13 protein-coding genes are annotated in these 13,192 nt (G+C 49.2%); 11 read left to right on the forward strand and 2 right to left on the reverse strand.

The features are described 5' to 3' along the window. The first annotated feature begins 1,598 nt into the window (after positions 1-1,598). The 8 genes from JW878_02275 to JW878_02310 all read left to right on the forward strand — a co-directional run bounded on the left by JW878_02275 (position 1,599) and on the right by JW878_02310 (position 8,399). The gene (locus JW878_02275; GenBank protein ID MBN1761894.1) at positions 1,599-2,000 is read left to right on the forward strand and encodes a PKD domain-containing protein; all 402 of its coding nucleotides are present in this window, start codon (positions 1,599-1,601) and stop codon (positions 1,998-2,000) included. Positions 2,001-2,002: 2 nt separating this feature from the next. Then, the gene (locus tag JW878_02280; protein ID MBN1761895.1) at positions 2,003-2,437 is read left to right on the forward strand and encodes a hypothetical protein; all 435 of its coding nucleotides are present in this window, start codon (positions 2,003-2,005) and stop codon (positions 2,435-2,437) included. A gap of 30 nt (positions 2,438-2,467) precedes the next feature. Continuing rightward, the gene (locus JW878_02285; GenBank protein ID MBN1761896.1) at positions 2,468-2,764 is read left to right on the forward strand and encodes a hypothetical protein; all 297 of its coding nucleotides are present in this window, start codon (positions 2,468-2,470) and stop codon (positions 2,762-2,764) included. A gap of 2 nt (positions 2,765-2,766) precedes the next feature. Next, positions 2,767-3,156: a hypothetical protein gene (locus JW878_02290; GenBank protein MBN1761897.1), complete on the forward strand. Its 390-nt coding sequence runs from the start codon at positions 2,767-2,769 to the stop codon at positions 3,154-3,156. Positions 3,157-3,661: 505 nt separating this feature from the next. Next, positions 3,662-4,102, forward strand: coding sequence for a hypothetical protein (locus JW878_02295; GenBank protein MBN1761898.1), 441 nt, complete (start codon positions 3,662-3,664; stop codon positions 4,100-4,102). A 17-nt stretch (positions 4,103-4,119) separates the two neighbouring features. Beyond that, positions 4,120-6,819: a hypothetical protein gene (locus tag JW878_02300; GenBank protein MBN1761899.1), complete on the forward strand. Its 2,700-nt coding sequence runs from the start codon at positions 4,120-4,122 to the stop codon at positions 6,817-6,819. Beyond that, entirely contained in the window at positions 6,816-7,874 is a 1,059-nt protein-coding gene (locus JW878_02305; protein ID MBN1761900.1) for a hypothetical protein, read from the forward strand. Before JW878_02300 ends, JW878_02305 begins: the two co-directional genes overlap by 4 nt. Positions 7,875-7,961: 87 nt before the next feature. Beyond that, positions 7,962-8,399 carry a nucleoside 2-deoxyribosyltransferase gene (locus tag JW878_02310; GenBank protein ID MBN1761901.1) on the forward strand — a complete coding sequence of 146 codons (438 nt, stop codon included), beginning with the start codon at positions 7,962-7,964 and terminating at the stop codon, positions 8,397-8,399. Between the two features lie 76 nt (positions 8,400-8,475). Here the strand turns inward: JW878_02310 and JW878_02315 are convergent, their stop codons facing one another. After that, positions 8,476-9,075, reverse strand: coding sequence for a hypothetical protein (locus tag JW878_02315; protein ID MBN1761902.1), 600 nt, complete (start codon positions 9,073-9,075; stop codon positions 8,476-8,478). Between the two features lie 365 nt (positions 9,076-9,440). Between JW878_02315 and JW878_02320 the strand changes: the two genes are divergently transcribed. From JW878_02320 to JW878_02330, 3 genes are all read left to right on the forward strand, one after another. Then, positions 9,441-9,824, forward strand: coding sequence for a hypothetical protein (locus tag JW878_02320; GenBank protein ID MBN1761903.1), 384 nt, complete (start codon positions 9,441-9,443; stop codon positions 9,822-9,824). Between the two features lie 128 nt (positions 9,825-9,952). Beyond that, the gene (locus tag JW878_02325; GenBank protein ID MBN1761904.1) at positions 9,953-10,723 is read left to right on the forward strand and encodes a hypothetical protein; all 771 of its coding nucleotides are present in this window, start codon (positions 9,953-9,955) and stop codon (positions 10,721-10,723) included. Positions 10,724-10,733: 10 nt separating this feature from the next. Further along, positions 10,734-11,351, forward strand: a complete 618-nt coding sequence (locus JW878_02330) for a hypothetical protein (protein MBN1761905.1) — start codon at positions 10,734-10,736, stop codon at positions 11,349-11,351. A 108-nt stretch (positions 11,352-11,459) separates the two neighbouring features. On the opposite strand, the gene ade is transcribed toward JW878_02330, so the two are convergent. Continuing rightward, positions 11,460-13,190, reverse strand: a complete 1,731-nt coding sequence (ade, locus tag JW878_02335; GenBank protein MBN1761906.1) for an adenine deaminase — start codon at positions 13,188-13,190, stop codon at positions 11,460-11,462. Between the last annotated feature and the right edge of the window lie 2 nt (positions 13,191-13,192).

The raw sequence follows: 13,192 nt of genomic DNA on the forward strand, positions 1-13,192 counted from the left end.
ATCCTCCTTTACAGAAAAAGAAAGAAAAGAGGACTCATAAAAACGAATACATCGATGTGTAACCTTTTTTGGTTTACTTAACAGGTAGCCATATCTATCTTGGCGAGCCTCAAACGATGACCGAATATTCCGCCGGGGACTATACGCTGGTTTTTGATGATCCTCCGCTCGGAACGTATGAACTCACCGTGGGTGTCGGCGATAACGTGCACAGGCGGTCTGAGAACTACTGGTATTGGGCAGAGGCTGAGGATAAGATTACGATCGAATTCGAGGACGATTTCGAGGATACTGACTTCTCATACGGGGCATGGGTGGAGAATAACGGTGAGTGGCACATCTATACGAACACGAATAATTTTCTCTGGACGACTTCGCCGGCTGCAGACGGCTACGATCCCATTATCCAGTTGAAAGGCACGTCTAACTGGACTGATTATACGGTGGAAACCGATTTCGGATTTATCGATACCGGATCCGAAGGAGCAGTAGCGTATATCATCGGACGGGATTCTATACAGCTCGGCGAGTCACACCCCTACGGAGGCTCGTATATCGTAAGTGTGGATATTAACTATGATGGTGAATGGACTGGAATGGCTTACGTGTTCCGAACATACGATGCCAATGGCGACGGCAAAATCACGCAAGAGGAATTAACGCTTTTGGATTACGAGCCACTGAGTTCTGCTACGGTAAGCGATCTCGTGAACCACTATTGGTGTCACCTGAAGGTCGGCTTTGAAGGTGATACCATAACAGTGTACGTCAAATCACCCTCAGCAGGTGAAAATTTAGTGTTATCCGTGACCGATACCTGGAATACCCAGGGCGATATCGGGTTGGGTGCGAGTGAACCTGAAGGTACGACCATACAGGTCGCTTTTGATAACGTTCGCGCTTCAAAGGGCTGTATCTTCAACGATCAGTTCGAGAATGACCAGTTCACATCCGGTGCGTGGCTCGTGAGTAATAACACGGACTGCTATCTCGATGACATTGACGGAAACGGTGTACTGGTGATTGACGACCCAGCCGGTACTGGACCATACGCGTATGCTGACCAGGACTTCGGAACGAAGAGCGTCCGCGTAGAAGGCGTGTTTAACATCACCGAAGACAAAGCTGGACAATCACACGCGAGCGTCGAAATCACGCAAGATAAGGGTGCGTCTCACTCGCTATTGTACGGCCTCAATGCAAAGGCCGATGATGAAGCGGTCGTGCTCTACTGGTACGATACCGAGACGAGCGAGCAGGATAGTGCTTACACGAGCTACTCATTTGCCTCCAATCACTGGTATAACTTCAAACTGGTAATCGATAATGATACCAACAAGATGTACGCATACACTGATAATAGACTGGAGCTGACGTTGGATCTTCCTGGCTGCACCGGCAACATCTCCTGCATAGTATTATGGGATAAATACGCGCGGGTGCTCTGGGACAACATCTACGTCGAAGAAACACCCGCCGAGACCATACCACCAATCGTCTCCATTACATCTCCCGGTTCGGGTGTGACGGTCTCTGGCATCTTCACGGTAGAAACAACCGTCAACGAGACCGGAGGCAGCGGGATAAATCACACGGCGCTGTACGCCAATGAGTCGCTGATCGCGTTGAACACCACCGACACGACAAATCCTCTTTTCACGCTTGATACCGCCACGCTTAACTCAGGCAACTGCACACTCACCGCGGTTGCCGTGGATAACGCAGGGAACAGCAACTGGACCGCGATAACTATCGATGTGAACAAGCTCCCTATTGCAGACTTCACGTATTCGCCAGCATACCCAACTACGCTGGATACCATCACGTTCAACGCTTCGGACTCTTACGACCCCGATGGGGCGATAACGTCCTACGAGTGGGATTTCGGTGATAATAATACGGGTAGTGGTGTAGTTGTGCAGCATTCGTATGCGGAGAATGGCACCTATCTGGTGAATCTGACGGTAACCGATGACGATAACGTACAGCGTTCGGATTAGAAATGATCATCGTCGATCATCCGGCAACAAGCTTTGATACCGGAGCACCAGCCAACCCCTACCCAAGCACCGCAGGCACTCATAACGGCACGATAACGGTAACCAAAACGGTCGTCGCAGCAAATCTGTATACCTATCCCTGTTCCGGCACGGGTGGCCATACGGAATACGCAAGAATCTGGAATTCCTCGTGGGACGGCGTAGAAGCGCATTGGCATGGTTATGTAGGAGATTGGCACAACATAACGTTTAATGAACCGTATACGTTATACTCTGAGGAGGTCTATAATTATACCATTCGCACCGGCTCCTATCCGAAGATCCATCATACTAGAACGCTACTGACCGAAAACGGCTGGATCAACTGTACTTCTTTCGTAGATGCTAACGGTCGTACGTACGATAACTGGATACCGGCCATCAAATTATTTCTTTAATAAGGTATAGTTTCTTTTAATTGATGAGAAATGCATGCAACATCGAGCAAAATGGGCGTGTTGGGTAAAGCCCTAAAAATACTGCCCGCAACGGAAGAGGATATTATTCTCACGGGAATCGTATCAAAGATTGCAGAGCGAATTACGGAACTCAAAAAAGCTGAGAAAATACTGATTGAAACCTACGTATCTCGTGAACGTTTAGAGCAGGAGATAAAGGAAAAAGGTGTTACTCCGGATGACCATACCCGCCACAATGATCTCTTAGAGTGGCGAGCGATACGCTATGAGTTAGAAGAACTTACAAACCTCTTGGAGAGTCTGTAGGAATGATCTGGCATCGGGGAGTTATCCAAAAGCTCACTGCTTCTGGACTATTTTACGAGTGCTTCGTCATCGGTGCGAAAATCCGTGCTCCGATAAATGATACGCTTTTCCTCGACATTTACTACGATCCAACGACAAAGAGCTATTCATACGGCCTGGTTGATTCAGAACTACCCTACAAGGGCGATAAAAGAATTTTGGGATGGGATGACTACCCACACGAGGGCATAAAAGAAATGAAAGCCCTCAAAAGTTACCCACACCATTTTCAGTTCCGCAAAAACGAGAAGTGGGTATTTGATGACTCTCCACTGCGTGGGGACATAATGAAGGATATTGAGGTCGTTATAAAAGCGGTTTCTGAATATCTTCGGAGTTCTACCACAGTATAAAAAACAGGCTCGTGTCCGCAGATCCATCATACTAGAACGCTACTGACCGAAAACGGCTGGATGAACTGTACTTCTTTCGTAGATGTCAACGGTAAGCGTTCTGAGGACTGTATTCCTGCTATCAAGCTTTGGTCTGACGGAACAAGTTCTTTAATCAACGTTTCTTACCAAGAAAAGTTGTTGGATTCAGGCCATCAGGCTGTGGTCATAAAAAAGTTTCTCTGGTAAAGCTTTCTTTACAAAGAAAGGTTTATGGGATACCAGCGATTAAATTGGAGTGAAATGGCTTTATCCCGATTTAAAACTCTCTCCTGGAGAATTCCAAAATGTAGCAGAAGAAATGGAAGGAAGAAGTGCCAGTGGGTAGCTGGACAGAAACCACGTGCGAGTCTGAAATGGTATAGAATTTTTTTATAGTTTGAAAAGCATAGCGTACTTAAATACTCCGAAACCTAAATAACTACTAGTATCGATATAGTGAAGTAAAGGGAAAGAGGTAGTGGATATGGAACCCACAAGTATAGGAATTCTGATTGTTGCTCTAGTGCTCATCGTAGAGGTCGTCGTGATGCTGTTGAAGCTCAAGGTGGACAAGATGCTGCTTCTCATGCCGCTCATCGGCGTTATATTCGCGGTCATCTCCTTTGCGTTGAACGAATACCGGGATAAGGTCCTTTCTTCGTTATCAGGCACGACGCAGTCTATCGTGATCTATGGTCTACTGGCGGTCGGCATCATCTTCGGCGTATTCGCTGTTGCAGTATGGTTCAAAGGCGAGAAGGAAGCGAGAAAGCTCACCTCAGCGGCAAAGAGCATAGATAGCGCGATTGCGGGGATTGAAAGCGACATACAGGGCAGCGGGATGGATATCGAGCATTTCGAGGAGGAGATGGGCTCGATCAAAGCGAAAGTAGAAGATTACGAAATGAAAGAGAAGGGGGTATGAGCGGGGATAGATAGAAGATGGAGAAGGGAGAAGATACGGTAAATAGGATTGTCATCGGAATCGGCGGGCAGGGGAGCACCGTCGTTAATAATATCCTGCGCATGCTGAAGTCCAAGACAGGGAAATTACCGAAGAATGAGGAGTTTTTGATTATCGATACCGACCAGGCATCCGCAAGTGCGTGCACCGAGGTAGAAGAGCGGAAGAAGATCGTTCTCAATCGCCCGGATACGATTTTGATGAAGAACGCCAACAGATGGCTTCCGGATCCGTATCTGTCGGCTGCAGGTGCCGGGTGCGGACAGCATCGGATCTACGGGCGGGCGATGTATAATGTGCATCGCGAGCGGATATTCAGTGCGATCGGTACGGCCGCATCGGAATTAAGAAACAGAACGGGCGGTAAGGACTTTTTTATAGTAATGGTGTGCGCATTCGGTGGCGGCACAGGATCGAGCATGCTGCTCGACGTCGCAATAGACATTAGGGATTGGATCTCGAAACAGTTCGGGTCCGAGCCGGTGATCTTTGGCATTGGGATTCTGCCGTCGAGCAAGGAGTCCGCGCTTCCAACCGCGAATGCCCTGGGTACTATGAAAGAGCTTCATTTCCTCATGTCACATACCGAGGACATCGTCATCGATGACAAGAACTATTCCAATCCGTTCAAACTGTTCTTCCTTTTAGGACGGGACCTTCAGGGGCAGAACCGGGATGAGGAATTGGAACGGGCGATACCACGGTTCCTTCTCGACCTTGGGTTCCTCCCGGGCGGCTCGGTGGAGACAAAGGGCAAGTGGCTCGACCTCAACGACCTCCAGAACAGAGCACGAGGCTACGAAAACCGGTTTGACTCGCTGGGTTACTACGAGTGTGTTTTCCCCTCAGAGAAGTTATTCTTGCTTTATGACGTCGAGGATGACATCCCTGGGGTCAGGCAACGATTAGTAGAGATAGAGGCGAAGATAGCGGATATACGAGGAAAAATAGAGACCGAACGGGGCGAACTGGAGCGATTTGAGGGGCGAATTCGGGAGGTTCAGCGCGAGGTGGATAGTTACGAATCGGCGTCTGGGTTGTTCGCGCATCGGAGTACAGGTGCGATGGCGGATGCCAAGGCGAAGCTGGATAGAGCGAGGAAGAAGTTATCTGGCTTGAAAGAGGAGGTCTTCGACCTTGAGATCCGGGCGAGCGATGCAGAAGAGGAGAAGCGACTTACAGAGCGGAATTTAGAACGGCTTGAGGCGCTCAAGAACAAGCTGCTCCGGGACGTAACCTCGCCGCTGAATACGCGGAGTTATCATCAGATCGAGCTGTCGGACGAGGAGATCCGGAGCTTAAAGAAGAGCCGAGAAGACCTGAAGAATCTCTCGTTCTTCGCGATTATGAAGAAACTCGGCCGCGAGGAGGAGTTCTTCAGGTGGACGCACTCGCCGATTAACGAGGGCGATGTCATATTCAATCCGATGGTGAACTACCGGCATTCCATCGAGAATACCCTGGCATCGAAGTATATCGACATTCTTCACGATTACGGATTCCTCATGCTGGATACGCTGGGGAACGTGGTGAACGAGGAGGAGAAGTTTGGGCATTTCATCGCGGTATTGAGCACACGGGCGGACAATTTTGATGATGCGCGGCTCGGCGGCGGCGCGTTTAAGACCATGGTGACGGAACGCTTTGCAAAGGATGCAGACGTGCTGAAATTGGATACGCCCGCGCGTTCACACAGCTTTGCCATCTATACGCTTATGATCGGGCTGCAACCGTGGGCGCCGGGACCCGGGCTTCCGCCACGGCTGCGAGAGCTCGAATGGCTCGAGAAAGCGTATAAAGAAAGTGATTTCATCAGGTTGCAACGGCATCATTCGCTCTTTTACGGGACCCCGAAACCGTTCTCTCTCATTTCCGGAATACCTTACACGCCGGGTGCAGACGAGAAGAATAGAGATATGGTGACGACGTACTGGAAGAATTACGAGGTGCTGGAGAAGGATGCGATATGGAATAACGTCCCGATCGTGCTCGCACAGTGCCTGAAGATGTTCGACGATTTACTTACCGGCTTGAATTTGGCGGAGGACATCAAGAACCTGCGCATTCCGGATCCGGCGAGCTACTCGATCGCGAATCTTACGATGCTCGTGCACGGCCTTGAGAATGCGAGTAAGAGCATGGAGAACGTGAAGAGCTGGACAAAAGAGGCAGAACGCGGGTTTATAGTTCTGAGAAACGAGCTTAATGAATTGATAGCCAAATTACGCGGTATGGAGACGGGCGCGCCTCCGGGAGCTAAGGCTGGGCGAATGGTACGCATGATCGAAGACTCATCACGGAACATGGAGATTTTAATCGACCGGATTGAAGATCTCTCGAACCGGTTCAGTGACGACATAAAAGCGGTCATTGACCGAGCGATGGAGTTCCTCGGGGCGATACCTTCTGAAGATACTTCCTCGAGCGTCATACGACATATGACCAAGGCGGAAGCGGAGATTTCGAGGATCCGGGAGGATAGTATGAAAGCAGCAAAGGGGATAAAAGATATGGGCGGGCCGCTCGCAATGATGTTATCCGCGTTAAAAGAGCTGAAAAAGATAACCGAGTCGGGGGAACCGGGAGCGGACGTCGAAATAGGGGAAGAGAAGCGGGAGAAGCCGAAGAGCGTCGAGCTGCCCGATCTCTCACTCGATATACGGAGGGATGAAGAATGAGCAAGAACGGATTAGCGGTCACAGCCCTCGCCGTTTTGGCATGCACATTTCTGTTTTTATCGCTTGGCATCGGACTCGCCGCAGCGCAGCAGGATGTGCTGAAGCTGGACGAAGACACGTCATACGTCCTCAATCTGGAGACGGGAAGTAAACAGACCTACGTTGGGTTTTTGGATAGCAAGCAATTTGAAGGCGACCGGCTGGAATTCAACATCTACGTGGGCAAGACGGGGAACCCCATACTCGATGATTATGTCCTGGAATTGCGGACGAACCTCGATAACCCGGAGTGGAAGGTTGGTGATGACATTTATCATGCGGCAAACGTACTCGTGTGGAAGGGCGCGGAGGCGCATGCAGCCCTTGTCCCGAAGATCGTCTTATCCGGCGACGTGCCAAAGCCGATAAAGAAGATCAAAGAACCGGGGTTCGAAGTATACGACATCTACGGCATTGGTGAGGGCGAAGTGTACGTCGAACTCACCGTAGGCACGACGAGCGACGGGTCGACCTTATCGACGATAATACAGAAGCTGGAGCCGTCGATGACCTTCTTGTCAACGACGGAAGACATTCAGGATGCCCAGAGCGAAATAGAGCAGAACTTGGAGGAAGCACAGGGTAAGATCGGCGAAACGGATTTGGAAGAGGACATCCGAAGACTGGCAGAGGAAGGGCATCCGGGCTGGGCATCACTACTATCAGCGCATTACAACGAGCTTTCAGTCGCCGCGGAGCCGCCACCAATCACGCTTTACGTCATCCTTTCGGTGCTCGTGGGCTTGATCTTGGGCTCGGCGTTCGTCTATGTCTACGTTTCGCGCGGCGGCGGTAAAGGCGTGGACGTGAGCCAGATCTCCGCGGAGTTGAACGATACATCCGGGCGATTGGAGGAGAAATCGAGTTCCATCAATGCGATCTCAACGAAGTTTGCGCGGAGTGAAGACGATGAGAAGCGGAGCGTTGCACGCGATCTGATCAAGATACGGGCGGGTCTGAACGAGATCTCAAACGAGATACGAACGATTGCCGATAAGATCAGGGGTCCACGGTAGGTAAGGTAACACGGGTTGCAAAAAGCGCTCGTTTCTGAGGCGTTGAGGAATACTTTTTAGGTTCAGCGGAGCATATCTGTTCTTGTTATGATCAAACCGAAACGCGTGTTCTTCTCCTGCTCGATGCGTGGCGGCTACAGCAGAGTGGCGCAGGCGGAGTTACGAAAGATTCCTGATATAATTGAAGAGTTGGGAATGGAAGTAATCAGCAGGCATCAAACCCAAGCGGATTTTATAGCGAACGAGTCACGGCTCACGGAACAGCAGATACACGATCGCGATTACCGCTGGTTACAGGAGGCGGATCTCGTCATCGCCGAGATAACGAACCCGAGCCTCGGTGTCGGTGCGGAGATTGCGGATGCGGTTCAGTTGGGGATTCCCGTTTTAGCGATTTACAGAAAGGAATTTGAAAATCAAATCTCGGCATACATTAGCGGGAAAACGGGCGTGGTGTGCAGGGCGTATGCGGATTATGGGGAGTTGCGAAGAAGAATCGGAGAGTTTTGTTCTAATATCCTCTAAAGAAAAGATAATGGTAGAAAAATCTAAGCACGAACCGATCTCATACATGCCTTTATATCTTACTTTGTACTCCACCTCATGGCAAATCTTCTGGAGTATAGGTGACCCAAGAATAAATTGGTAAAGTACCATTAACGGTATAGTTAGAACCTGTACGACTTATAGCAAATCCCGTTTCTATTGTTTCCCAATCAGGGATTCTTTTGACAAACCCTTGTGGGTGACAATTGTCGCATGTTATCTTGTAGGATATTGATGTATTTTCTGTAATCATATATAGTTTATGTCGTGTGATTCCTGGGAGTTCAAATGCCGTTAATGTTGGATATTCTGATTCTAAGTCTGAAACATTATAATATTTTTCATCCACGCTTATAGCCGCAAAAAATGATGTATTATCTCCAGGATTTAGTGATTCTAATTGCAGGTGTGGTTTCGAATCACTGACCTCAAGTCTATAAAAGTTTATAGTCCCTGTCTCTTTTCTTGAAGCTGTATTCTCTAGGGTTATCTTCAAAAATCCGTTTTCTTTATCGATTTGATGTGTTATATTCAAATCTGGATATTCTGTCTGATAAAGTGTCAGATTAAGCTGCCATATCGCTATTCCAAAACCCACCACGGTGACAATTAAACAAACAACACATAGGATAAGATTCAAATTCTCTTTTCTCATATTAGCACAAAAATACTTTCTCGCTTAAATAATTTTTGATTGCCTAATCTAATAGAAAATTGACACGAGCAAACGGATCATCAAGGCTCGCAACAGGGCCATCTATTGGCAAGATGACTGTATACACTATCCCCTCCGTCTAGTACGTTAATCTATCTCTACCATCAGCTCCTTCCTCACTACCCCTTTTCCCTGACCGCATAAAGCCCATCATCCGTCCTCTTTAGCTGGTATCAGTGTTGTTCCAAAAAGGCTGCTGGAAGGTCCGTGATCAGCGAACAGCGATCGCGCAGCCGATAAGAAATCATACAATCGCAAGTTTTTTATAGTATCACAAACAACGGAGTACTGGTGAAAAAATACTAATGCCTGATGGAAATGAACCCCCGTCTGGAGGGCACCCCGAAAAGAAGCAGGTAGACGTAAATGCGCTTATTGGTGAAGAGAATGACCCCAAAAAGGTTTGGGATGAGATCAAAAAGGCGATTTCCAATCTCCTTTGCCTCGAAATTACAACCAGACTATGCGGCGGTGCTGAGGACGAGAAGATATACACCAAGATCGACCTTCTGCAAGCAGACCGAACCAACGAAATCCACAGGATCTTCCTGACGGATCCCGATTTGGCATTCCTGCTCGAGTTTCATACTGACCAGGTAGAACTTGCGGAGCAGGACATCCAGACAAAACTGGAATTCCTGAGAAACCTGGCGAAGACGCTTAGCGCAGAGATCAAGGAAGCGACGTAGATAGAAGCACAACTCTGATTGATTACATACGACCGTTACACTTAGGTGGATAACTGTGAAGAAGAGCAGAGAGGTTGTTTTCTAATGAACGTACGTCGTGGTGGTAAACCGGGAGGGAAAGCAATGTCATGAGTAGCGATAAAAATGATTCAGGAACAAGTAAACAAGATTTGAAGGACGCATTAGAGCGTCTAAAGAGGGCGGTCAAGGAGGCATCGGTCGATCTTCTCAGCCTCGAAGTTGATTCGGTGCTGGCGCCGAACATCTCTGGCGTGTATCCTCTCGACGACGTGGGATTCCTCCATGAGACCTGCGGCAATCTCGTGGAATTTTTCGACATCTCCGAAGCGAAGAAGAAAAAACTCAGTGAAATTCAAAAACCTCTTCTAAACGATTCTTCTTTCAAGACACTCAAAGATCTTTGCGATAAAGATGAACTCACAAACGGTGATGACCGGATTAAAATTAAAAAACTCCGCGATGACCTCAAGGTATGCCTAGACCATAAAACCACTGATAATTTAGACAGAACGCAAAGCCATGAACGCTCGGAGTACCGGAGGTATCTGCACTACCTGCAGAAGTACCTCGACTTACACTGCAGCTCGGAATGGGACTGGGAGGAAGGGATGCTTAAGGGTCGTGAGCACCAGCAACTGCGCACACTCTGGGAACTGGTGGATGCAGCGTACATCTATGCGCAGACCGTCATGCAGCTTGATGGCGATATTGTATTCCGCATCAACGAGCGGTTGTTCACCGAGTCCTGGAGCAATGCAGACGAGCTTATGCAGGCGCACCGTCTGAACGTTGAAGCGGGGACAAAGTATAGGAACGAGCTGATAAACACCTTCGTTCAGGTTATCCGAACGTTGACGGGAGCGATATTTCACCGATAGCCTATGAAGTATGACGAGTAAATCGACCGAGGACATCCTGGTGGGAGACCACGTCTATTACAGGAGGAATTTAGCAAATCCACTGTTCGAATGCCGCCTTCAGACTGATCACGAACTCGCACAGAAACTCATAACTGATCCCGGCTCTTTACTCGGGAAGAAAAAGAGCCGAAAAGATTCCCTTTTCTGGCTCCGTATATTGCTGGAAGGCATATGCACCGGTGGACTGTTTGTCTTCGAAACGTCTATTCCGCAGGGTACGAATTCGGAGTTCAACGTGGCGGCGCGAACGCTGTTTCTACTGGATGGTGACATGCTCGTCAAGATAGATAAGACTATTTTGACGCGTACGGATGCTGTTGAGATAATCAGAGCCCATTGCGGATGGTCGACTTGGTGTCTTACACAGCTACGGGGTGCGTCTTTTTTGCGCCGCTTCAGATGGTTACTTATTACCAGTGGCGTGGCTGCGGGAGGAGTGCTGTTCTTTTTAGTAAACCTGCGGTGGTATCTCGTGCCCACCATTCTCGGGCCCATTATGATGCTCGTGTGCGGTACAGTAATGGGGCTCATAGCACCGAGTATTCTCCGCATTGTGCTCAAAATAACAATGAATCACTTCTTGTAATGGCTGCTCTCTTTTCACCGCTCCCAGTACCAGACAAGAATAGCTTTTTCAGGGTATCCGCATCTGCACTTCATATCCAGAATCTTCAGCTTCAGTTTCTGATTCCCGCTACAAAATAAGCTCCTTCCTCGTTATCTCCCGCTCGGTAATCTCATACAGCCCTTTATCTGTTATCTTCAGCGCGGGGATCACGGGCAACGCTAGGAAGCTGAGCGCCATAAACGGTGACGTTAATCTCCCGCCTAACTCACGGTACGCCGCTTCCAGCGTCTCCATATCCTTTACCACGTGAGCGGGCTCGTCGAGCGACATGAGCCCAGCATACTCGAGCACGAGTCTCGTTACCTTTCCGTCAGAAACCACAACCTCGCCGCCGTCCATCTCCCTGAGCGCGTTGACCGCTGCTGTCATATCGGTATCATTGGTACCGATGACGATGATATTATGACTGTCATGCGCGATGGTAGAGCCGATAGCGCCTTCTTTGAGTCCTAACCCGGTAACAAAACCAGTGCTGTAGCCGCCCTTGCCGGTATGACGGTCAATCACCGCAATCTTCAAGACATCGTTCCTGATATCCGCTTCAAGAACTCCATCGTGTACTTCCAGTTCTCTGATAACCGATCCCGTGATCAAACTGCCTTCCATGACTCTTATGACGTTCACCTTTGCTCGTTTGCCCACGCATTTGATTGCAAACTGCTCAGCGGTAAATTCCGGACACCTCACTGTGTTAAGCCCGAATGAATAGTTAAACGTTACTTCTGGGACGGTGGCCATGCCATTACGCGCGACAATTTTACCGTCTGCAATTACCAGTTCTGGAATGAAGCGTGTGAGATCGTCAAACACGACAAGGTCTGCTCGTTTGCCAACCTCGATAATCCCTCGGTCGTCCAACCTGAAATGCCTGCACGGATTGACCGTTGCCATCTGGAGCGCTGTGATCGGATCGAGGCCCAAATTGACAGCAGTCCGCACCGTGTAATCGAGACCCCCAAGCATAATCAAATCGGCAATGTGCCGATCGTCGGTACAGAACGCTACATTATCGGTAGAAAGCTCATTATCTAAAATGTAGCCAACCAGATTCTCCAGGTCTTTCGCCTGACTGCCAAACCGGATATACACCGCCATACCCAGCTTCAGCTTCTCTGCAAGCTCCCATCCCTCGGTCACTTCGTGGTCTGAGCTGATCCCGACTCCATAATATTTCTTTAACGCTTCACCGCTCAGCAACGGGCAGTGGCCTTCTATTATCTTACCTAATCGTTTAGCGGCCGCGATTTTACCCATAACCTCCGGATCGTTGTTGATAACGCCCGGGAAGTTCATCACTTCACCGAGACCAATAACACCCTCCTCTCGAAGCAGTTCTTCGACCTCCTTGGCACCTAACGTCGCACCGGAGGTTTCAAAGGGCGAGGCAGGCACGCAGCTCGGGACGGTTATATACACGCTGATCGGTTGCAGTCGTGCCTCCCGCAACGTCTCTTCAACGCCTCGGACGCCGAGCACGTTGGCAATCTCGTGCGGATCGTTTACGAGCGTCGTGGTGCCATGCGCCATGATGAGCCGCACAAACGCACTCAACGGCAGCTTGCTGCTCTCATAATGCACGTGCGGCTCCACTAGACCTGGAGCAACGAACTTGCCCGCAACGTCAACAGTCTGAATGCCCGTCAGTCCTGCTTGAATTTTTACTATTCTATCAGCAGTTATGCCAATATCAGAATCAAAGATAACCCCATATTCCACATCCACGATTCTGCAGTTCTTCAGCACCAGATCTGCTTTCCCGTTGCCCAGGTCAACTTCGGCTATATCTTCTGTTGCCATGT

It is taken from the genome of Methanomicrobia archaeon, assembly GCA_016930255.1.
In the GTDB taxonomy this organism is placed as follows: domain Archaea; phylum Halobacteriota; class Syntropharchaeia; order Alkanophagales; family Methanospirareceae; genus JACGMN01.